The organism is Ramlibacter sp. WS9 (assembly GCF_003797765.1).
Lineage (GTDB): Bacteria > Pseudomonadota > Gammaproteobacteria > Burkholderiales > Burkholderiaceae_C > Ramlibacter.
Genome location: NZ_RKMB01000026.1, coordinates 39,378 through 60,779, shown reverse-complemented (window position 1 = coordinate 60,779; position 21,402 = coordinate 39,378). Strand labels below are relative to the sequence as shown.

23 protein-coding genes are annotated in these 21,402 nt (G+C 61.7%); 13 read left to right on the top strand and 10 right to left on the bottom strand.

Features of this window, described 5'->3' with window-relative positions; translation table 11 throughout:
- Window positions 1–120 precede the first annotated feature (120 nt).
- Genes EEB15_RS27075 through EEB15_RS27060 form a run of 4 tightly spaced genes read left to right on the top strand, consistent with a single transcriptional unit; the run spans window position 121 to window position 2,715 of the window.
- Window positions 121–444, top strand: coding sequence for a hypothetical protein (locus tag EEB15_RS27075; RefSeq protein ID WP_141513079.1), 324 nt, complete (start codon window positions 121–123; stop codon window positions 442–444).
- Window positions 441–1,406, top strand: coding sequence for a DNA cytosine methyltransferase (locus EEB15_RS27070; protein WP_141513078.1), 966 nt, complete (start codon window positions 441–443; stop codon window positions 1,404–1,406). Before EEB15_RS27075 ends, EEB15_RS27070 begins: the two co-directional genes overlap by 4 nt.
- The gene (locus tag EEB15_RS27065; RefSeq protein ID WP_233259637.1) at window positions 1,403–2,284 is read left to right on the top strand and encodes an NgoMIV family type II restriction endonuclease; all 882 of its coding nucleotides are present in this window, start codon (window positions 1,403–1,405) and stop codon (window positions 2,282–2,284) included. The genes EEB15_RS27070 and EEB15_RS27065 overlap by 4 nt, the downstream gene beginning before the upstream one ends.
- A gap of 14 nt (window positions 2,285–2,298) precedes the next feature.
- Window positions 2,299–2,715: a very short patch repair endonuclease gene (locus tag EEB15_RS27060; protein WP_255466385.1), complete on the top strand. Its 417-nt coding sequence runs from the start codon at window positions 2,299–2,301 to the stop codon at window positions 2,713–2,715.
- A 228-nt stretch (window positions 2,716–2,943) separates the two neighbouring features.
- Here the strand turns inward: EEB15_RS27060 and EEB15_RS27055 are convergent, their stop codons facing one another.
- A complete protein-coding gene (locus EEB15_RS27055; RefSeq protein WP_141513077.1) occupies window positions 2,944–4,566 on the bottom strand; it encodes a hypothetical protein in 1,623 nt (540 codons plus the stop codon).
- A 103-nt stretch (window positions 4,567–4,669) separates the two neighbouring features.
- Between EEB15_RS27055 and EEB15_RS27050 the strand changes: the two genes are divergently transcribed.
- A protein-coding gene (locus EEB15_RS27050; protein WP_141513076.1) for an IS3 family transposase occupies window positions 4,670–6,231 on the top strand; the annotation gives its coding sequence in 2 pieces (ribosomal slippage) (window positions 4,670–5,108 and window positions 5,108–6,231; 1,563 coding nt in all).
- A 12-nt stretch (window positions 6,232–6,243) separates the two neighbouring features.
- Here EEB15_RS27050 and EEB15_RS27045 read toward each other — a convergent pair.
- Window positions 6,244–8,250, bottom strand: coding sequence for a hypothetical protein (locus tag EEB15_RS27045; protein WP_158290248.1), 2,007 nt, complete (start codon window positions 8,248–8,250; stop codon window positions 6,244–6,246).
- A 710-nt stretch (window positions 8,251–8,960) separates the two neighbouring features.
- Between EEB15_RS27045 and EEB15_RS27040 the strand changes: the two genes are divergently transcribed.
- From EEB15_RS27040 to EEB15_RS27020, 5 genes are all read left to right on the top strand, one after another.
- A complete protein-coding gene (locus EEB15_RS27040; protein ID WP_141513074.1) occupies window positions 8,961–9,872 on the top strand; it encodes a Fic family protein in 912 nt (303 codons plus the stop codon).
- Window positions 9,873–10,059: 187 nt separating this feature from the next.
- Window positions 10,060–10,344, top strand: a complete 285-nt coding sequence (locus EEB15_RS27035; RefSeq protein ID WP_141513073.1) for a helix-turn-helix domain-containing protein — start codon at window positions 10,060–10,062, stop codon at window positions 10,342–10,344.
- Entirely contained in the window at window positions 10,337–11,653 is a 1,317-nt protein-coding gene (locus EEB15_RS27030) for a HipA domain-containing protein (protein WP_141513072.1), read from the top strand. Before EEB15_RS27035 ends, EEB15_RS27030 begins: the two co-directional genes overlap by 8 nt.
- Window positions 11,654–11,814: 161 nt before the next feature.
- Window positions 11,815–12,969 (top strand): ATP-binding protein, encoded by a 1,155-nt coding sequence (locus EEB15_RS27025; RefSeq protein ID WP_141513071.1) that lies wholly within the window; start codon window positions 11,815–11,817, stop codon window positions 12,967–12,969.
- 119 nt (window positions 12,970–13,088) lie between these two features.
- On the top strand, window positions 13,089–14,297 hold the full coding sequence (locus tag EEB15_RS27020; RefSeq protein WP_141513070.1) for a Fic family protein: 1,209 nt from the start codon (window positions 13,089–13,091) through the stop codon (window positions 14,295–14,297).
- Window positions 14,298–14,325: 28 nt separating this feature from the next.
- Here EEB15_RS27020 and EEB15_RS27015 read toward each other — a convergent pair whose 3' ends face one another.
- The 8 genes from EEB15_RS27015 to EEB15_RS26980 form a co-directional block, all read right to left on the bottom strand.
- Window positions 14,326–14,640 carry a DNA-binding transcriptional regulator gene (locus EEB15_RS27015; RefSeq protein WP_141513069.1) on the bottom strand — a complete coding sequence of 105 codons (315 nt, stop codon included), beginning with the start codon at window positions 14,638–14,640 and terminating at the stop codon, window positions 14,326–14,328.
- Window positions 14,612–15,007 carry a type II toxin-antitoxin system RelE/ParE family toxin gene (locus tag EEB15_RS27010; protein WP_141513068.1) on the bottom strand — a complete coding sequence of 132 codons (396 nt, stop codon included), beginning with the start codon at window positions 15,005–15,007 and terminating at the stop codon, window positions 14,612–14,614. The genes EEB15_RS27015 and EEB15_RS27010 overlap by 29 nt, the downstream gene beginning before the upstream one ends.
- Window positions 15,008–15,084: 77 nt before the next feature.
- Window positions 15,085–15,486, bottom strand: a complete 402-nt coding sequence (locus tag EEB15_RS27005) for a response regulator transcription factor (protein ID WP_141513067.1) — start codon at window positions 15,484–15,486, stop codon at window positions 15,085–15,087.
- Window positions 15,487–15,560: 74 nt separating this feature from the next.
- Window positions 15,561–16,202, bottom strand: coding sequence for a response regulator transcription factor (locus EEB15_RS27000; RefSeq protein WP_141513066.1), 642 nt, complete (start codon window positions 16,200–16,202; stop codon window positions 15,561–15,563).
- Window positions 16,199–18,067, bottom strand: coding sequence for a nitrogen regulation protein NR(II) (locus tag EEB15_RS26995; RefSeq protein ID WP_141513065.1), 1,869 nt, complete (start codon window positions 18,065–18,067; stop codon window positions 16,199–16,201). The genes EEB15_RS27000 and EEB15_RS26995 overlap by 4 nt, the downstream gene beginning before the upstream one ends.
- On the bottom strand, window positions 18,067–18,840 hold the full coding sequence (locus tag EEB15_RS26990) for a PhnD/SsuA/transferrin family substrate-binding protein (RefSeq protein ID WP_233259636.1): 774 nt from the start codon (window positions 18,838–18,840) through the stop codon (window positions 18,067–18,069). Before EEB15_RS26990 ends, EEB15_RS26995 begins: the two co-directional genes overlap by 1 nt.
- A gap of 195 nt (window positions 18,841–19,035) precedes the next feature.
- Complete coding sequence (locus EEB15_RS26985) at window positions 19,036–19,290, bottom strand: hypothetical protein (RefSeq protein ID WP_141513063.1); 255 nt, start codon at window positions 19,288–19,290, stop codon at window positions 19,036–19,038.
- Between the two features lie 171 nt (window positions 19,291–19,461).
- A complete protein-coding gene (locus tag EEB15_RS26980) occupies window positions 19,462–19,662 on the bottom strand; it encodes a VOC family protein (protein WP_199236645.1) in 201 nt (66 codons plus the stop codon).
- A 108-nt stretch (window positions 19,663–19,770) separates the two neighbouring features.
- On the opposite strand from EEB15_RS26980, the gene EEB15_RS26975 reads away from it, so the two are divergent.
- From EEB15_RS26975 to EEB15_RS26965, 3 genes are read left to right on the top strand one after another with little or no spacing between them, the layout of a single operon-like run.
- Entirely contained in the window at window positions 19,771–20,028 is a 258-nt protein-coding gene (locus tag EEB15_RS26975) for an AbrB/MazE/SpoVT family DNA-binding domain-containing protein (protein WP_141513062.1), read from the top strand.
- 5 nt (window positions 20,029–20,033) lie between these two features.
- On the top strand, window positions 20,034–20,441 hold the full coding sequence (locus EEB15_RS26970; RefSeq protein WP_141513061.1) for a PIN domain-containing protein: 408 nt from the start codon (window positions 20,034–20,036) through the stop codon (window positions 20,439–20,441).
- A 42-nt stretch (window positions 20,442–20,483) separates the two neighbouring features.
- Complete coding sequence (locus tag EEB15_RS26965) at window positions 20,484–21,398, top strand: DUF2785 domain-containing protein (RefSeq protein WP_158290247.1); 915 nt, start codon at window positions 20,484–20,486, stop codon at window positions 21,396–21,398.
- The last annotated feature ends 4 nt before the right edge of the window (window positions 21,399–21,402 follow it).

The following is a 21,402-nucleotide window of genomic DNA, read 5'->3' as shown; positions in this document are numbered from 1 at the left end:
TGAATATGCAACATGTTGTCATGAACGGTTCGCTTTTCCACAACGTATTGAACCGCGGCTTCAGATGGCTGCGATTAATGTTAGATTTGTAGAATCAATAAAAAAAAAGATAATCTATTAATGGATGCGGGAAAAATCCGACTTGCTACCTTGAAGGAGATGGCGGCAGCCGGCGGCGTGACGGAGGTTCTTGCCGTTGGAGTTGCTGGCGGCTACGCCCTGAGTGTTGAATGCGCCTCTGCGCATTGCGAGCTTGCAAATGACAAAGGAGAGCGCAGATGCTTCGCAAATCTCAACACCCTCTCCAGTGTCTTGAAGGCCTGCGGGATACAGCGTTTTCAGGTGGATGCATCTGCCTATGTGGCCGGGCGACTGAGAAAAGCGCGGCCAGACAGGTCAGAAGCGCTTAAGCGAACTAAGACCCAACAAACACTGACTCTATGACCATGACTTCAATTGAGATCTGCGCTGGAGCCGGTGGGCAGGCGCTCGGCCTTGAATTGGCTGGCTTCGAACATGCCGCACTTGTAGAAATCGAGGCCGTCGCCCAGCAAACATTGCTGCTTAATAGGCCGAAGTGGAATGTCGTTCCAGATGGCGATGTGCGGCGCTTTTCAGGCTCGGATTTTCAGGGGGCTGACCTGTTAGCTGGCGGCGTTCCATGTCCGCCCTTTTCGAAGGCAGGTAGACAGCTCGGAAAGTCGGACGATCGAGACCTGTTTCCGGAGGCGATTCGGCTCGTTGAAGAAATTCAACCGAAAGCTGTGATGCTTGAGAACGTTCGCGGGTTGCTCGATTCAGTTTTCGACTCGTATCGCAAAAAGATTCAAGACGACCTTCGTAAGCTCGGTTACGCCGCGCAGTGGAGATTGCTAAACGCAAGCGACTTCGGCGTGCCGCAGTTGCGACCGAGAGTGATCTTCGTAGCGATCCGACGCGACCTGGAAATAGATTTTGAGTGGCCTCTCCCGAACAAAGTCAGGCCACCTAGTGTTGGCGAGTGCCTTTTTGATCTCATGTCGGAGAGGGGGTGGAAATTGGCGTCGCGGTGGAAAGACTGGGCGAATGACATCGCACCGACCCTCGTCGGCGGCAGCAAGAAGCACGGAGGACCAGATTTGGGGCCAACACGCGCAAAGGATGCCTGGGCCTCAATTGGTGTTGACGGACACGGACTTGCTGATGAAGCGCCGGATCCGAAGTTTCATCAGCTACCGCGGCTAACAGTTCGAATGGCGGCGCGAATTCAAGGCTTCCCCGACGATTGGGCGTTTCATGGCAGAAAGACCGCCGCTTATCGCCAGATCGGAAACGCATTTCCCCCGCCAGTCGCAAAAGCGGTAGGCGGCCAGATCGCGGCCGCCTTGGAGGCGCGCGCTCGCAGGCGCGTACTGAGAGCGGCATGACTTTGCAACAAGCATCAGGACCCGCGCAGCCTCATATGGCGGTTGCGCGAGCGGCATTTCACAAGGCACTCCTTCGATCCTTGCTAACCATAAATACTGAAGGCATCCCTGGCAACGCGGACAAGTCAAGCAAGGCCAGTGTCGCGATTGCAATGAGTATCGCGACAAAGCTAGCGGCGGAGACCGGCACGCGATTGGGAGCGCAAAAATCCGGCGCGGAGTTCGAAGACTTAGTTGCTGAATTTGTTGCGAATACCTTCCTCCAGCTGCCACATTTGCGGCCCGGCAACTGGCTTGTGAAGCGAGTTAGCGGTCGGGATGGCGCGTTTTTGTCAACGTTCCGACAGTATGCGCACTTAGCGGCAGTGCAAGATGCGGCAATGAAGAACGCGCAGCTTCGAGCTGCTTTGGGAAATGATTACACGATCAGCCCAGACGTGATAGTTGCGCGCCACACGGAGCCGGACGCAAATATCAACGCGCGGATACCAATTGTTGATACGACCGTTTCCATGTCTGCGGACCTTCGATCTGCGGTGAGTTCCGAGCCGTTCTTACACGCGAGCATTAGTACCAAGTGGACGTTGAGAAGCGATCGGGCACAGAACGCGCGATCCGAAGCGCTAAACCTGATTCGAAATCGCAAGGGTCGACAGCCCCACATTATGGTTGTCACGGGAGAGCCAACACCGTCGCGACTTGCGTCGCTTTGCCTAGGCACGGGTGACATCGACTGCGTCTATCATTTTGCTCTACCAGAGCTAGTGGCGGCTGTTCGCGAGCTTGGGAATGGAGAGGCTGAAGATCTGCTAGCAATCATGGTCGATGGCAAAAGGCTCAAGGACATTTCTGATCTCCCGTTAGACTTGGCGGTATAGCAAAGGGAGTCAGCGTGAGTCCTATTGGCCGCAGTGAAAATATGCGGCGAATCAAGAGCAAGGACACCACACCCGAACTTGTCGTTCGGAGCGTGACCCATTCCCTCGGATATCGTTTTCGTCTCCATCGCGCGGATCTTCCGGGCAAACCGGACCTGGTTTTCCCTGGGCGCAAGGCAGTCATCTTTGTGCACGGATGTTTTTGGCATCAGCACCCCTCAGTAGCTTGCTCTGACTCTCGGCTACCGAAGACTCGCGTCGAGTACTGGCTACCCAAACTTGCGAGAAATCAAGCTCGCGACAAGCAGAATATCGCGGCACTCAGGAAGCTCGGTTGGCGGATCATGGTCGTTTGGGACTGCGAGACCGCAAAACGGGAAACGCTGACGCGACGACTCAAGGAGTTTCTTGGAGCAACGGCAAAAGGTTGATTCGGCCATTGTTAGGTTGTAGTTCAAAGCCGGGAGCCTCGGCTTTGCCCTTCTGCAATCGTCGTCGATCTTTTTCGATTTGCTGACGAACACTCGGCCGGCCCCTCGGTGACGCTACATGAATCAACTCCAGAGACGTACGAAGAGATTCATCAAAGCGAGATAGCTGGTCAACCACACGTTTCGGTGTGACCAGAGTTGCACCTTCGCGCGCCAAGACGTTGCAGCTCACTCCTCGTCAACAAACGAGAGCGGATGTGACTTTCCATCACCTTCACTCAGCTCAAAAATTGTCGTAGCGCCCGCACCCTCTGTGTAGCTGATCGTCGATATGGATGCCGGAGCAAGATACCAGACGCACGAGAACCGGCTGAGAGTAGATGCAATGGCCGCCGCTACTGCTTGGGTTTTCGTGCCGGTGAGGGCAATTTCAACGTTTGACTTTGAGCCGAGTACGTGGCCCTTGTGTATTTGGAGAAGGCGTCCAATCAGGTCAGGCAATTGGTGATTGCTGTCGAATCCCTCGATGCTGACGCTAGAGACAAAGTCGCCGATTTGGCGTCCAAGGATCTCAGCGAGATGTCCGCGCTTTTCATCGCTCTTCGAATAAATAAGCTCGATATGCTCATATGTTCGCTGCTCGAGCAGCGCGAGTATCCGTTCGTGCCTGGACGAAAGAAAGCTAATCAGTGCGCGATCTCGCGTTGGATCAGATATGTTTTCAATGACCGACTCCGCTGTGTAAGGGCCACTCTCGATATTGCCCACGACCGCTTGCAGCGCCGCTCGCGCTTTAGCTATCTCGCCACTTCCGTACAGGAAAAGGATATTTTCGATATCCCTCACGCTCGGGACAGATTGCTCCGCCGCGGTAATGGAGACGAAAACGCGCCCATACTTCAAAAACTGCTTCCTTATGAGCCCGAAGATCAGACGTTTTGTCAGTCCAGAAATGTCAATAACAGTCCTTTCAGGAAGCTCGATCGACAATGCGTCCGATGAGGCAGTGAGGGTGGGCACTTTGCCGACTCGATGCCAGGAGCGCTTTATGTTTTCACCCCGCCCAGACTGTCCATACTGGACCGCTACTACATTCGCCATTGACGAGACCGCGGCAAAGCGTCGATGGGCTACCTCTGTTCGCTCCTCTACCCCAAGAGCTCCTAGGTAAGTCCAGGCGCCCCAAAGCTCGATATCCGAAAACTTAATCTCATTCAAGTGAACGATATCTGTCGCTATGGGTTTAGTGCCTGCACTGCTGAATGGAAGCAATCCCTGTGCGCTGGCGTTTTGATCCGCTTCCTCAATAATCGGGTGAGCTCGGGGCTTAAATGATTCCAGCTGAGGCAAATCGACATCATCGTCGACGCCTGCATCAAGTTCCTGATCGTCGATGTTGGATATAAGCTCGCGCTCGTTCAGTAGGCTTGGCTTCGCGAGCCATTCGAGAAATTCGCGCGAGCTAAGTTCAATTCGGTCACGGTCAGAAAGGGGCATGAAGAAGGCAACCCCCAGTAACTTCCTAAAAGCAACAATTATTTGTTTGTATGGCTCGCGCCCGCGGTCCTTGACGCGCTCGCGGTACCCTATAAGCACAAGAATGCCAGCATCGACGAGCGAACGGAGTGCATTCGAGATCACTTCGAGGTCTTCGTCGCTAACTCGAATGTGAATTTTTGTGCACTGGCGAAGTCGGTTAGTCTTACCAGACTCGATAAGCGCGTCGTGAGACTTCTTGGCAAAGGCCGCTACAAGATCGAGGTATCGCAGTCGGTCAAGTCCCAACGTCCAACCCCGATCAATCCATTTCAGCCGGTAGGTACTATGCGAAATGAAGATTTCGTGCTGCACTTTGGGACGGATCGGAAATAGTAGTTGAGGGCCCCCCCCCGCGTCAGAATAGTTGTCGCCCCGATAGAACCAGAAACCAAGGGGGCGGCGATGAAGGAAGACAGTGGCTCGATACGGACAGGCATTCAAAGACAGAGCGGTGGCGAGGTTGCTGCCGCCGGAGAGCGCAGCGGTGGAAGTCGTTGCGCGTGAGGTTGGGGTTGCGGCGGGAACGCTGGATCGATGGCGCGAGGACGCGCAGTCCAGGCCCGCCCGAGGGCGGGCCTGGACTGCGGCGGCGCGGCTTGAGGCGGTGATCACGACGGCGGCACTGGACGAAGCGGGCAAGAGCGCTTGGTGCCGCAAGCACGGGGTATACCCCGGTGAGTTGGACAAGTGGCGTGCCAGTTGCGCTGCCGCGCTGGCCGAGCCTGAGGAGGCGCGGGCCAGCCCGCAGGCCACGCGAGCCGACAGGAAGCGCATCAAGGAGTTGGAACGCGATCTGCTGCGCAAGGACCGTGCGCTGGCCGAGACCGCAGCGTTGCTGGTGCTGTCAAAAAAACTCGAGGCGATCTTCCACAAGGGCGGGGACGAATGATCGGCCTCGAAGATCGCCGCATCGTGGCCCAGAACATCGTCATGGCACACACCGCAGGAGCGCGACTGCGCCTGGCCTGCGAGACCGCGGGCATCGACGAGCGCACGCTGCAGCGCTGGAAGGCCCAGGAGGGGCTCACAACGGGCGATGGCAGGCCGAATGCCGTGCGCCCCATACCCGGCCATGCCTTGAGCGCGGCCGAGCGTGCGCAACTGCTGGCTGTGGCCAACGAGCCGCGCTTTGCGGCGGTGCCGCCGGCGCGCATCGTTCCCATGCTGGCCGATGAGGGCTGCTACCTGGCCAGCGAGTCGAGCTTCGCGCGTGTGCTGCGCCAGCACGGGCAGAACGCCCACCGCGGGCGGGCCAAGACACCCAAGGCGGTGCGCCCGCCCACCACGCACGTGGCCACGGCGCCGCGCGCGGTGTGGTGTTGGGACATGACCTACCTGCCCGCCACCGTGCTGGGGCGCTGGTTCCACCTGTACCTGATCCTGGACCTGTACAGCCGCAAGATCGTGGGCTGGGAGGTGCATGCAACGGACGACTCCGATCATGCCGCGCACCTGGTGCGCCGCACGGCGCTGGCCGAGGGCATTGCCGCGATGCAACTCAAGCCGGTCTTGCACGGCGACAACGGCTCCACGCTGAAGGCCACGACGGTGCTGGCGATGCTCAACTGGCTGGGGGTCAAGCCCTCGTACTCGCGCCCGCGCGTGAGCGATGACAACGCCTACGCCGAAAGCCTGTTTCGCACGGCCAAGTACCGCCCCGAGTTCCCTACCAAGGGCTTCGCCACGTTGCAGGAGGCCCGCGCCTGGGCGGCAAGCTTCGTGCGTTGGTACAACTTCGAGCATCGCCACAGCGGCATCCGCTACGTCACCCCGGCGCAGCGACATGCCGGTGACGATCACGCGATTCTTGCGGCTCGCCACGCGCTGTACACCGAGGCCCGGGAGCTCAACCCGGCACGCTGGTCAGGCAACACGCGCAACTGGACGCCCATCGGCGCGGTGACGCTCAACCCCGAACGCGACTCGGTCATCAGGTCCCATGGGGCCTACACGGATAAGCAGCTGCTGGCTGCATGAATGAGGCGACAACTACCTTGACGCGCGCCGGCCCTCAACGCTGCGCAGCATATTTTCGTAAAGCTTGATGATGTCGCCGATGTCCCCCACGCAACACTGAACCATCGCAGTGAAGCCAGCATAAACAATTCTGTCCTCGGCTTTGCGGCCTTCTGTTCTTACGATTTCTTTGGCGATACGCACTAAGCTGCAATCGCTTAGGACAACCTGTGGCTTTACTTGATACTTTGCCTCGTGCATACGCGCGCCGCGTCGAAGGAGCACATTTGAGATGAATTTCACAGACTCCGTTTCGCGACCCTGCATCATTTCATAGAGGTCTTCTCCGAGATCCAAGAGTTCATAGTCGCGGCCGAGGCTCTTTCTTGATTTTGCCGAATTGGCGAAGTCAAATAACTCGGACTGCTTCTCTGTCGACAGCTTGAATGCGCACACCTCACTTTGAAAAATGAAAACGCTCATCAAGCGTTGCACGTCATCCGGTGTTATGTACCGGCTGGATACGTCATCGAGCAGAAAGTACACGACTTTGTGTTGCCAATCGGGAACGGATTTTCGAATAAGTCTCGCAAGGGCCTCGAACGCCTCGGACGCTCGCATGTTGAGCCCCGCGCTCTTGTCCTGTGAACTCAGAGCGATCAACAAGGCATGTTCGAAATAATGCTCAAGCTCGTCAAGCGTCAACGGTGCATTGGTGCCGGGGGTTCCAGGCACCGCTCTGGCCAGAAGCTCCCTCCATTCACCAGTGTTGACGTGGGGTACGATGCTCTGATTTTTGATGTCTTCAAGATGAAGCATTGCGCGCACACTTGCTCGACAGTATGCAATGAACAGGCGAGCGAGCCGATTGTCCAATGATGCTTGCGCCTCATCTGGCCTTTCCATTAGTTTGGTGGCTGACGCAAAGAGAGCTACGTATGTATCTGACTCGAGCCTGGTGAGTACGTCTTGCGCCGTTTCTCGTTCGGCTATGCGCCGATGCGCACGGGCGTGAAAATCGAGCGATCTAAGGAGCATGGTCTTGCCACAACCTCGCATCCCTGCCAGCACCACAGGGCCAGGTCGAGCCAAAAGGCTCTCGTGCTTAGGATCGACCGCCACGATGAGTTCAGGTACATGCCACGAGTGCAATGTTTGAGCGTTGTAGTAGTCGTCCAGATTTCCGAGCTGGAGCGGAGTTGACCAAGGTTTCCACTCAGTAGAGGCTGCGCGATAGGCTGTGGAAATCAGCCGCTGATATGTAGTGACTTCTCCCATCCGGTGCTTTTCCGGTTGTCCTGAAATGACATCTGCGACTTCGCGGACTGCCAAAAGTACATTTGAATCGCGCCCCGCCTCTAAGGTATCGGCGTTGACGGCTTCCTTTGACATTAATCGTAAATAGGTTGCGACATACGTTAGGTCACCCGTTCCATACGCCTCGTCACTGCGGCTTCCAGTTTTTGAGCGCGCACAACCGAGGTCGATCGCTCTTACTCGAATTGAGCCGTCGATTGCGTCGAGTCGCCGCAAATTTGGCGCCAGGCGCTCGACGATTACATTCTGACCATGCAGGTCGTTGTGAAAGATATTCTTTTGATCGAGCGCTCCGACAAGTGCAAGGAGATCGATCGCGATTTGAGCCACGGTCTTTCCACTTGGCTTTTGGTTCCCGCCAGGCAAGTGTTCCTGTAGCAGCTCTCCGTCGACAAACGTGAGCACCTGAACATAGCAGTCGATCCGTAGTGCTCCCGTCGGCAACGGAAATTCGATTACCTCGTCAAAGGCATCGATCATCGGAACAATGACGTCTGGAAGCTCTGCTGAAAGTTGCGCGTGGAGCGCAACCTCCTCGCCCCAATTTTTGTCAAACGCTTCGTATAACGCCTTTGGCGTGATCTTTAAGATTTGGTATGGGAAATTTTGCTTGGCGGCCCTGTAGGCGACGCCGTAGAGGCCGCGCCTTGGTTTCCAGTTCACATCGATCTTGAATTTTCCTACCGCTGCCGGTGGGAAATCTAGCGGGAAACCAAACGGCAACCCGCAATGCGGACACGGAGTCTGTACGGGGCGATCTAGGAGGTTTCGCTCGGGATGAAGAAAACACGTAAATGCGCCCATCGTGCGGCCCCCCTTTAGACATAGGTTACCAAGTATGGGCCGGTAGTGCTAGATTTCTTGCGCAGGGGTTGAGAACGCGGATATGTGCCAGCGGCTTCGGCTCTTTCTCACCCCACCCGAGTCCCCGCAATAGCCACCAGCCCGTTTGCTTGGTGATCTCCGTGGTGATGCTGCGCGCCAAGATGGTGGATGTGGCGCCAGGCCCGAAAGACATAATCCAGTGACCCGCTTGATTGGTCGGGCCCTTTGCGCACGGAGCTTCATGCACGTGCCGGCCAGGCTGGCGCCTGCCATTCGCTTGAAGCACTGCGTAGGTCCGCGTCGGCTTGTTGTTGGCATGGGGGTCCAGCGCTTGGGGGGGACCGGTGCTTGATCCGGCAGATGGCGTGCCGACATCCCGTTGCTGCCGCTGCTGCTCGCCGTCGTCATCGGCTAATTCGCGTTGGGCATGGCGTTGCCGGTGCTGCCGCGGCATGTGCACGACACGCTGGGGCAGGGTCGGCCCGCACAGGTGTATCGACGGCGGGATGGGTGAGGCGGCGTAGGCTTTGTGCGGCGAATCTCAGCCCTAATCGCCGCAAATTGCAGTGATTATCTATTCCGCGGTGAATATCCCCCACAATCTCCGCATGAAACGCGGAGATAAGCGCCACATCTGGGAATCGGCCGAGTGGCCCGATTGGCGCTACGACCTTTCGGCGCTAGCGCCCGCACTGGCAGAAACCAGTCGTGCCCAGGGCATGCTCTTTGGCCGCTTGGCGGACGTGGGCCTGGCCTTGCGGGAACAGGCGAGCTTGGCGGCACTCACCGACGATGTGGTCAAGACCAGCGAGATCGAAGGCGAGCATCTCAACGTCGAATCGGTACGCTCCTCGCTCGCGCGCCGCCTGGGCGTGGACATTGGCGCGCTCGCGCCGGTCGACCGGAACGTCGAGGGTGTGGTGGAGATGGTGCTGGATGCCACGGCCAACTTCAGCGCGCCGCTCTCCGCGAAGCGCCTCTTCGGCTGGCATGCCGCGTTGTTCCCCACCGGCTACAGCGGGCTCTCGCGTATCCGCGTGGGCGCGTGGCGCGACGACGCGACCGGGGCGATGCAGATTGTCTCGGGCCCGGATCATCGTCGCAAGGTTCACTACGAGGCGCCTGGCGCCAACGAGTTGAAGAAGGAGATGCCGCGCTTCTTCGCTTGGGCGAACGCCGGCGCATCGGAGCCTGCGTTGATCAAGGCCGGTCTGGCGCACCTGTGGTTCGTTACCTTGCATCCGTTCGACGACGGCAATGGCCGCATCGCGCGCGCCGTGGGCGACTTGTTCCTGGCGCGCGCCGACGGCAGCTCGCAGCGCTTCTACAGCCTCTCGGCGCAGCTGCTGAATCGTCTGCTCGATGGGTTCGACGGCAAGCTCACCAGCAGCAAGTGGGCGGCCATCGCCAAGTGCTCGCCGGATACGGCTTTGCGGGATATCAATGAAATGGTGACGTTGGGGATTTTGGTGAAGTCGGGGGCTGGGGGGAGGAGTACGGCGTACGAACTGGCACGATGAAACGGGCTTGAGTTCATTGAGACGAATGCGTTGCGGGCGCGGCGAATATCGACGTCTGAATGCCTGAGCTCGTAGCTTTTTCGCCAGAAAAGAAGGGCTCGGCGCTCATTTGCCTTCGATCGTAGGCATTTCATTGACGGAAACCCAGGCGAAGCGCAAAATAGCTGCGATCATAGGTATTCCGCCAATGAAATTCCCTGTCCGCTCCGTCGAAGACCTCGCCCTGTTGCTCAGGGCCGTCCGCAAAAGTGCGCGCGTTCGCCAGGACGACCTGGCCGCCACGGCCGGCGTGAGCAAGCAGTTTGCCGCGGACGTGGAGCGGGGCAAACCCACCGTCCAGCTGGGCTTGGTCCTCAAGCTTCTCTCGGAGGCCGGCGTCACCTTGAACGCCGAGATTCCCGACTCTGCCGCCGAAGAAGTCGACAAGCAGCGGGCCAAGCGCAACGCCAAGGCGCACGCGCAAGATGCGTAGCCTGCACGTCTGGATCGACCAACGCCGGATCGGCACGCTGCAAGAGGGCAACAACCTTTGGGCGATTGAATACGACCCGCAGTGGGCGCAGGCCACGGACAGCTTCGACCTTTCGCCGGCTTTGGCCCGGTCGGAGCTTCGCCATGAAGACGGCGGAACGGCCCGCCCGGTTCAGTGGTACTTCGACAACCTCCTGCCTGAGGAGTTGCTGCGCGAGGCGCTGGCTCGCGAAGCGGGCATCCGCGACGCCATGGACGCGTTTGCGTTACTCGAATACCTGGGCGCCGAATCTGCCGGCTCCCTCACGTTGCTGCCGCCCGACATGCCGCCGCCGGCCCGTGGCGGCATGCAACCGTTGCCGCCCGACGCGCTGAACGATCGCATCCGGAACCTGCCGCGCGCAACGCTTGCCAGCGGCGCACCCAAGCGCATGTCACTGGCCGGCGCGCAACACAAGCTGCTGGTGAACTACCTGGGCGGCGAGCTCTACGAGCCCGAAGGCGCCACGCCGTCGACGCACATCCTGAAGCCCGACCACCAGAAGCCGGACATGTACCCCGCTTCGGTGTTCAACGAATACCTGACGATGCGCTTGGCTGCGGCGCTGCGCCTCGACGTGCCGCAGGTGTGGATGATGTACGTGCCCGAACCGGTGTACATCGTCGAGCGCTTTGACCGCCACCGCGATGGTGGCGCGAAGAACATGCACGTGAAGCGCATGCACATCATCGACGCCTGCCAGCTGCTGAACCGCGACAGGCTGTTCAAGCACACGGGCGCATCGCTGGCGGCGCTGCGCGACATCATTGCCGCATGCACCAACCGGGCCGCGGCGCGCCTGCGCCTGTTCTCGTGGCTGGTGTTCAACATCCTGGTGGCCAACGACGACTGTCACCTCAAGAACCTGTCTTTCCGCGTGGGCGCAGACGGCGTCTTCCTGGCGCCGCACTACGACCTTCTGAGTACGGGCGCCTACTACACGCGCGCCGTCGCCGACGCAAATGCAACTTGGCCCACTGTGCCGATGGCCATAGAGTTGCCCGGCGCGAAGACGTTCGGCCAAGTCAGCCTGAAGAGCGTGCTGGAAGCGGGTGCGGAACTGGGCGTGCCCGAGCGGCCGGCGCGGCGCATCGTGGAGCAGATGGCGAAGAACCTGCTGCCTGCGACGGAGGCGGTGTTGAAAGACGTTGAAGGCATTCGAGCCAGGGCGCCTTCAGAGGCGGCGGCGGCGCTTGGCAACCAGAGCTACCTGGCGAATGTCTTGCAGAAGGTGGTTTATCCGGAGATGGTTGCGCGGTTGAAGGGATAGGGCGGGATCGGTCGATGGCGGCTTCGGGGCCGCTGGGCGGGTGGCTGGCGATTTGGCATGACAGCTCCAACGGAAGGGATCGCCGGTTTCGGTGTTGAGTCTTCCATGAAATATGAAAGCCAGCCTTTCGTTTTTCATGGTGTGGCTGCTAACATAGCGAAATGCTGTCCCGTCCCACCCTCGAACATTCCGTACGCCGCGCGCTCGGCCGCTCCCGCGGCGTTGCGCTGGTGGGGCCGCGCCAGGCGGGCAAGAGCACGCTGGCGCAGCGGTTTGTCTCGCGCGACTCGCCCAACTACTTCGACCTGGAATACCCGCTCCACGCACAGCGGCTCGCGCAACCCGTGCAGGTGCTGGAGCGGTTGCAGGGGCTGGTGGTCATCGACGAGGTGCAACGCCAACCCGAGCTGTTTCCGCTGCTGCGGGTGCTGATGGACCGCTCGGACGCCCCCGGCCAATATCTGCTGCTTGGCAGTGCATCGCCCAGCCTGGCCCGGCAGGCCGGCGAGTCGCTTCTCGGGCGTGTCGAAACCGTCGAAGTCGGCGGCTTCGACCTGCAAGAGGTGACGGGGGCGGCCGGCGGGTGGCAGGACGAAGTGGCGGACGGCCTCTGGCTGCGCGGTGGGTTTCCGCGCTCGTACCTCGCCGGGAACGACGCTGACAGCTTCGCGTGGCGGCAAGGTGCGATCGCCATGCATGTGAACAGCGACTTGCCGCAGTTCGGCCTGGACGTTGCCGCCCCGGCGATGTTGCGCTTCTGGACCATGCTGGCCCACTACCACGGGCAGATCTGGTCGGCGGCCGATCCCGCGCGGTCGCTGGCGGTGTCGCAGCCTACGATTCGCCGCTACCTGGACATCCTGACGCAAACGATGATGGTGCGCCAGCTGCAGCCTTGGCATGAAAACCTGGGCAAGCGGCAGGTAAAGGCACCGAAGATCTATTTCCGCGACACAGGGTTACTGCACGCGCTGATGGGCGTGGAATCGATGGCCCAGCTGCTGACCCATCCGCGCGCCGGCGCCAGCTGGGAAGGGTTTGCACTGGAGCAGGTGCTGCGCCTGGCCAAGCCGGACCAGGCGTGGTTCTGGGCGACGCACCAGGGTGCCGAGCTGGACTTGTTGATGTTCAAGGGCACCCAGCGCGTTGGCGTCGAGTTCAAGCGCGCGGACGCGCCCCGGCTGACGCCCTCCATGCGCATCGCAATGGATGATCTGAAGCTCGATGTGCTGTATGTCGTCCATCCCGGCCTGCATCGCTTTGCATTGGCTGATGGCATCGAGGCCGTTCCGTTGTGGTCGATGCTGGGTGGGTAGGTTGGCGGGGGCTGAGTATTTCGACGTCGAGGTGCGCGAGGGGCGGATCAAGTCGCAGCCAAAGTCGCAAAAACTCCCGCACAAATTGCAAAAAGTTCTTTGCTGACATAGGCTTGCGCATGGTCGCCAAGTCGCAAAAGTTCGAGTTCAACGGCGATCCCACGCAGATGGAGCCGCTGCTGCCGGGCGAACGCCTGCTCGCGCCGCTGCTGGAGCAGGCGCATGACCTGCAGCGCGAGGCGCTCCGACTGGCCGGCACCGGTGCGCCGCCCGAGTTGCGGGTGCTGCTGCGCGCCATGAACTCGTACTACAGCAACCGCATCGAGGGCCAGCACACCTTGCCCATCGACATCGAGCGCGCCTTGCGCAATGACTATTCGCAAGACGCCGACAAGGCGCGGCGGCAGCGGCTGGCGCTCGCGCACATGGAGACAGAGGCCGCCATCGAGGCGCATTGGCGCGAATGGTCCGGCGGCCACGTCTGGTCTGCGCAGATGGTGCGCGAGATCCATCAAGACCTTTTTGCCCGCTTGCCCGAGGCGGATCGCGTGCTGCCCGAGGGCGACGCACTGGTGCCGGGCGCGCTGCGAGACCGCAACGTGAGCGTCGGCGTGCATGCGGCCCCGGCACACACGGCCATTCCCGCGATGCTGGGGCGCTGGGGCTCCTTCTACGGCGGCGTGCGGCGCGGTGAGCTGCAGATCGTGGCTGCCGCCGCTTCGCATCACCGCTTGGCCTGGATTCACCCGTTTCGCGACGGCAATGGCCGCGTGATGCGCCTGCACACGCATCTGGCGTTCGGCGCCCAGGGGCTGACCAACGGCCTGTGGTCGCCACTACGCGGGTTCGCACGCTCGCAAGAGGCCTACTACGCCCAGTTAGCGGCCGCCGACCAGCCGCGTGCAGGCGATTTGGACGGCCGCGGCAACCTGTCGGAGCGGGCATTGGCCGGATGGATCGACTACGTGCTGGGGCTATCGCTGGACCAGGTGCGCTTCATGAGCACCCTGCTGGATGTAGATGGCATGAAGGACCGCATCGCGGCCTGCCTGGCCTATGAGGAACAGGTCGTGAAGCAAGGTGTCCGCTCCGAAGCGCAGCGCGCGCTGCATTACCTGTGGCTGACACGGTCCGAGCTGGAGCGCAGCGATTTCAAGGCGATGCTGGGCCTGGGCGACCGTTTGGCCACGGCGCAGATCACGGCCTTGCTCAAGCGCGGCCTGCTGGCCACCGACTCGCCGCACGGCAAGCTGCGCTTCGGCGTGCCGCAGCATTCGCTTCGGTTCTACTTTCCGCGGCTGTGGCCGGAGGCGGAAGCGGGGGCGTGAGGGCCCGCGCAAGCGCTAACGGCTGTGGTCAGGCCACGATGTCCAAGCCCCGCTTCTCAACGAGGTGCAACAGCTTCAATGCCGTGCCGGTCGGCTTCTTTTGGCCGATCTCCCACTTCTGCACCGTCGAGAGGCTGGTGTTGAGCAGGCGGGCAAACACGGCCTGGCTGACATGCGACGCCTCGCGGATCTTTTTGATCTGCTGCGGTTTCAGCGGTTCGACCGGAGGCAGGCAGAGACGGTCGAATTCACGCAACGTGACCTGGTCCATCACGCCCGCCTTGTGGAGGCCTTTGGCCGTTTCGTGGACGGCCTCAAGAATCGGAGATTTCGTCTTGCGCATCACAATCTACTTCCATCAATTCGCCAGCACGCTGCGCCTGGCCGATCGCCTGCGGCGTCAGTGACAGCAGGTGCGCCGCCAACTTCTTCAAGGCCTCTTCTTCGTCCTTGTCGATGTTGCTGCGCTCATTCTTGGGAAAGCCGAAAAGGAAAATCCAGCGGCCGCCCCTATTGGTGGCGACCAGCGTGCGAAAGCCGCCACTCTTTCCTTGCCCAGGCCGCGCAATCCGCTTCTTCAACAGGCCGCCGCCGAGATCGGCGTCATACAGCCCGTCGGTCATCTCGCGCACTGCGTCGCAGAGGCTCGGCATGCTCAATCCTTGCTTGCGCGCCCAGCGGTCGAACCACCGAGTCTTGTAGATCGCCATGCCCAGCCTCCCCTTGTCAGAAGCATAGCACTAAGTGCTATGGGCCTGCAAGCTACGACCACCTGGCATGACAGCCCTCACTCCTCCCCCGTTTCCCCGCCGCACTGCCTCCCTCCCGCCAGCGCATTCAGCACGCAATCGAGCAATTCCTCGGGCGCGAACGGCTTGCCGAGGCAGCACACCATGCCCGCTTCCCGCGCGCGTGCACGCACCGAATCGTTGAGATACGCGGTCATCAGAACGGTGGGGATGGCCTCACCAGACGCCACGAGCTTCTGGTACAGCTCGAACCCGGTGATGCCGGGCATGCGAACGTCGGTGACCAGGCACGCAGCGCTGCGGCGTCGCGCGGATTGGAGGAAGCTGCTCGCGTCTTCGAAGGTGACGGTGCTCAAGCCGGCCGCCTGCAGGAAATTCGACGTGGCTTCGCGCATGGATGAGTCGTCATCCACGATCGCGACCAACGGAGCTTCCGGCATTCGATCCTCCCGCACCTGAAAATGCAGAGTAGTCCGCTTTGTGGCGCAGAACTATGGCACGGAAGGATCGCGGTCTAACACCTTGGTATAGGACCAGAAGCCGCCCGCAGGCCGAGCTGGTCGGACATGCGCACCAGGTCGGCTACGGATTGGGCCAGCATCTTGTGCATGACGTGCCCTCGATGAACCTTCACCGTGACCAGGCTCACGCCCAGCTCGGCAGCAATCTGCTTGTTGGCCCGCCCGTCCGCGACCAGCCCCATCACTTCGCGTTCGCGTGGCGTCAGCGTGTCGAACCGCGCGCGCAGGTCGGAGGCCTGGCCCGCCTCGCCGTGCCTGGCGGTGTCGCGTTCGATGGCCGTGTGTACGGCGTCCAGCAACTCCTGCTCGTGGAAGGGCTTGGTGAGGAACTCCACCGCTCCGGCTTTCATGGCCCGCACGGTGATCGGCACGTCTGCGTAGCCGGAGATGAAGATCACCGGTAGCGCGATGCCTCGGGTGGCGAATTCCTGCTGCACAACAAGCCCGCTCATGCCGGGCAAACGCAGGTCCAGCAGGATGCAGCCGGGAGCATGGGGGCGTTCGGCGCCGAGGAACTCTTGCGGAGAGGGAAACACCCGCACGTCGAGCCCCACCGAGCTGAGCAGGTTGTCCAAAGCCCCGCGCATGGACGCATCATCGTCAATGACGAACACGACTGCGCGGTTGTCGTTCATGCGCTGGCGTCTCCTTGCACAGGCAGTGTAAAGCGGAAGAGCGCCCCGTGCGGTATGTTTGGTGCGGCCGAGAGCCGGCCGCCGTGCGCCTCGATGATGGAACGGCTGATCGACAAGCCGATGCCGAGGCCTTCGGGCTTGGTCGTGTAGAACGCCTCGAACAAGTGCTCCCCGTGTTCGTGCTCGAGACCCGGCCCGGTATCGCGCACTTCGACCAATACCGCGCCCGGTTCATGAAGGCCCGAGGTGATCGTCAGCACGCGCGGGCGATCCGTCACTGCGCTCATCGCTTCGACGGCATTGATGACCAGGTTGAGCAGCACCTGCTGCAGCTGGATCCTGTCGCCCAGCACGGACGGCAAGCCTTCGGCCAACCGCCTGGACAGGACGACATCGTTCGAGCGCAGTTCCTGCTGAGCCAGCGCGATGACATCGGCGATGGCGTCGTTGACGCCGAGCGGGGCCATGGGCGCCGGCCGGCGCTGGACGAGTGCACGGACCCGCTTGATGACTTCGCCCGCCCGCCGGCCGTCATCGGCAATGCTCTGGAGCGCGCGCCGGGCCTTCTCGGTCTGGGGTGGGTCCGCCGCGAGCCAGCGCTTCACAGCGGCGGCGTTGGCGACCATGGCGGCCAAGGGCTGGTTGACCTCGTGGGCGATGGAGGCGGTGAGTTCCCCCAGCGTCATCACGCGAGACACGCGCGCCAGCTCCGCGCGCACAGCCTGCAGCGCCTGGTCCTTGGCCCGCACCGTCTGCTCGGTCCGCTTGCGCTCGCTGATGTCGCGGGCGAGCGCAAGGTACAGCTGCTCCCCTCCACGCAAAAAAGTCCGGCTGCGGATTTCGACCGGAAACACGGTGCCGTCGCTCTTCCGATGAAGGGTTTCGAACGTGATCGTTTCACCCGCGCGAACACGTGCGCGCACCAACTCGATCGAGCGCTCGTCCAGTTTGGCATCGAACTGGCGTGGGTGCATGCCGACCAGTTCTTCCCGGCTGTAGCCCAGGGCCTCGCAGGCTTGCCCGTTGACGTCGATCACCTTGAGCTCGGGGTCCAGCAGGAAGAACGCGTCCACTGCATGTTCGAAGACCGCGCGAAAGCGGGCCTCGCTCTCGCGCAGGGCCTCTTCGGAGCGCTTGCGTTCTTCCATCTCGACAAGCAACTGCTTGACGGCGCCGCCGATGCGTCTGAGTTCGGGGTCGCGTTCATCCCGCAGCTCCGAGAGCAATGCGCCGGGGTCAGACCGGCCCATTTCCGAAATGGTGCCCGCCAACTGCCCGATCGGTCTTGCCATGCGGTTGCCCACCACCCACCCCGCCGGTACAAGAAGCGCGATCGCGAGCAGGGTGCCGAACAAGGCTGGCTTGGCCATGGCCGCCCATTCCGGCCGGAACACCGGCCCGTCGACCTCGACATAGGAATATCCCAGGACGAGGCCATCTTCGCTGCTGATGGGATCGACAAGTGCAACGGATTCATCGTCTCGCTCCACCGTGAGACGCTTGTCAAGTCCCTGGGCGTGGAACACTGCCCGGCCCGTTTCCAGCGCCGAAGGATCCGAAGAGGCGACGATTCGGCCCTGCGTGTCAAGGATGGCCGCGCGTGCGAGCCCTTCGGTGTGGCCGGGCAATATCAATGATGTGTCCCGCAGCAATACATACAGGCGCCATGTGTCTTCCTCGGCGAGCAACGGGCGGGCCTGAGCGCGCAATAAGGCAATCGCTCCGTTGACCGTAGCCAGGGTTTCCAGCTTGCTGGTGCGTGCCGCCACCTGCGCCGCTACCGCGGTGACAAGCAGTGCAGTGATGACCACGGCCAGCGCCAAGCCCAGCGGAACCCGGGCCCGGTACGGCAGGTTCCGCAGCATCAGGTCTTGCGCGGCTGGATGGCCGCCGCACTGCGGCTGATTGAATCGAAGAGGGAGGGCGAGCCTGCCTCGAATGCGGTGAGATTGAGCGCTTGGAGAATGTCACGACCCTCGGCCTCGTTGCGCATGTCCAGCAGGACTGTCTTGAGCTTTTGCACGCGTTCATCGTTGTCGCTGTGCGTGGTGACGAGGGGCGGGAAGCCGAAGAACTCCGACTTCCATGCAACCTCCGTCTGTTCCACCGCGGGCATGCGGCGCTGCCGCATCGTTTCCCAGACATAGCCATCGATGGAGCCGGCCTGGGCCAGCCGCGATGCCACAGCTTCCGCCACATGCCGGTGCCCGTACGCGAAGAAGCTCTTTTTGAGGCTGCGTGGATCCACGCCGGCGGCGCGCATCTGCGCCTGTGCGACCAGCCAACCGGAGTTGGAGAGCGGGTCCGAGAAGGCGACCACCTTGCCTTTCACGTCCGCCCAGCTGTTGATGTCGGACTCGCCCTGCAGCGGCCGGATCAGGTAAGCCTGGTACAGCGGCTTGCCCTGGTAGAGCGGGACAGCGATCAGCTGCATGCGGCTTTGGTGCAGCACGTACGGATAACCGCAGAGCCACGCCGCGTCCAGCTGGGCGGCGAGGAGCTGATCGACGATGGTCTGGTACGTGTCCCGGGAAACGAAGGAGATCGGCGTGCCGGTTCGCTTGGAGAGGTACTCGGCCCAACGCGAAAGGAATGCGGCCTGGTCGTTGAGGATCACCGCGGTCAGCCCGATCCTCATTCGCGCCGGCTGCCCGAAGCTCGGACATCCCAGGACAGCGGTGATTCCGGGAAGCGCCGATTTGAGGAACGTTTTCCTGTCCATATTGGCCTCCCAAGCGTGAGGTTTGCGGACGACTGAACACTCTAGGCCGACTTGCGAACTCCGTCAAACGCGCACTGCCGATGAGCTCCTCACCGCCGTCTTCACCGCCGGTTAAGCAGGCATCAGAGCCTTGAAATCTTCCCGCTGCACGCTCGGCCAGGTCACCTCGCGGCCCATCATCGCCCGCGCGTAAAGGTAGTTGTTGCGGGCGCGCTCGCTCAGCGCGTCCATGTCGACGCCGCCCTGCGGGTCGCACGGAAACGCGAAGCCGCGGCCCGCTTGAAACAGAGGCCGGAACAGCAAGGTCCAGGCCGACGGCTCGGCCTGGTGCGTGGCGCAAGGAGAAGAAGAGCGTTCGTGATGCATGGTGTGACCCCTTTGTGGCTGGGCGGCATCAACCTGCCGCCTACGATCCGATACCGTCAGAGTAGGCGTCGCGACCCTTCGTCGCCATTGCACGTGGGGGATAACGGCATCACATCTTCAGAAAGAGGCCTACGACTTTGGTGTAGCTTGCGCAAACTCCTTCGCGGGCAGCTACCGCGCGGGCTCGAACAGCTCGATCGGGTTGCCGTCGGGGTCTTCGATCTGGATCTGCTTTCCGCCGGGTCCCGTCTCCATCTCGTTGCGAAACCGCAGCCCCGCTTTCCTCAGCGTCTCGATGTGCGTCGGCAAGTCCGCCACGCGCAGCACGACGCGGTTCCATCCGCCCGGCTCCTGGCTGGTGCCGTCGGGCATGGGTCGGGAGCCGTCAAACGGTTAGGAGTGCAACCGGGTCTGGCCTGCATCTGCACCGACATCGGTACCTGGGGGATTATAATTCCTTACCTTAAGTAAGGAATCGCTATGCCAGTCGCCACATTAACCAGCAAAGGACAGATCACAGTGCCGCAATCGGTTCGGCAAGCGTTGGGCCTGCACACCGGGACCAAAGTCGATTTTGTGCCGGTGGCGGGCGGCTTCAAGGTGGTGCCGCTGCGCAATGAGGCGCCGACATTGAAGGGGCGGTTTGCCGGCCGCGTGAGCAAACCCGTCAGCATCGAGGCGATGGATGAAGCCATCGCAACCGAAACCTCGGCCCGCAACGCGCGCGGCAAGCGCTGAAAGCGATGATCGGACTGGACACCAATGTGTTGGTGCGCTACCTGGCGCAGGATGGCCCGAAGCAGGCTCTACAGGCAACCCGGCTCATTGAACACGAACTGACTGCGGCAACGCCTGGCTTCATCAGCCTGGTTGTTCTGGCTGAGCTGTGTTGGGTGCTCACACGCCTATATGGCGCCAGCCCGGACGAGATCAAGCAAACGGTGGAAGACCTGCTGGGCACACCTCAGTTTCACGTCGAGCGCCGCGAGGTTGTGCAAGCGGCGGTCCGGCGTGCCAAAGGCGGCAAGACGTCGAAAGCCGGCTTTGTGGATGCGTTGATCACGCAAGCGGCAGAAGCCGAAGGTTGTTCGCACACTGTCACATTCGACAAGGCCGCAGTGCGTGGCGCCGGCATGACGTTGCTGGTCTAGCGCGGTATGACAGGCTCAAGGGCCCGCGCTACAGTCGCGCTCATGACTTTTCGCACACTGCCGCGCCACGGCCTTGCGCTGCTGGCGCTCCTCGCTTCGTCACTTGCGGTGCATGCGCAGCAATGCCCGCCGGCCGGCGAATCCACCGTCTCGTTGCAAGCGCTCAAGATCCGCGGCTGGAAATCGCCGCGCCTGGAAAGCCCCGTTGCGCGGCAGAACCTGGCGCTGGGCCTGGCGGAGTGCCTGCGTGATACCAACCCGCAGCTGCGCGACGAACTGGCACTCAACGGCCTGCAATCGATGATGCGAGAAGGTCAGCTGGAAGCCACCACGCTGCAGGTGCTGCGCACGCGGCTCTTGGCTTCGCTCGCCGACCCGGCGGATGCCACCGGCTTCGGCAAACCCTTCGCGGCGCTGGGTCTGGCGGAGGTAGTGCGGGCCGACCGCATCAAGCCTTTTCTCTTGCCGGCGGAGCGTGACGATATCGTCGAGCGCAGCGCGGCGTACCTCGCGGGTGTGCGCGACTACCGCGGTTTCGACGAGCGCGAGGGCTGGCGCCACGGCGTGGCGCATGGGGCGGATTTGATGGTTCAGCTGGCGGTGCATCCGCTGCTACAACGTGCGCAGGGTGAGACGGTGTTGGCGGCGGTGGCGTCGCAGGTGATGCCGGCCGGCGAGCACTTCTATCACTACGGCGAGGCTGAGCGGCTGATGGCGCCCGTGTTCTACCTGGCGCGGCGCGGCTGGTGGAAAGCCGATGAATGGCAGCGCTGGCTCGACGCCGTCGTCGCGCGGTTGCCGCATCCGGAGCCGATGACGCAGGCCGGGCTGGCAGCGCGCCACAACCTGGGCTCGTTTCTTCAGGCGCTGTATGTGTCGGTGCAGGAGATCGGCAACGACGAGGTGAAGAACGCGCTGCTGCCGGGGTTGCGCAAGGCGATCAAGGACGTGGGGTAGTTCG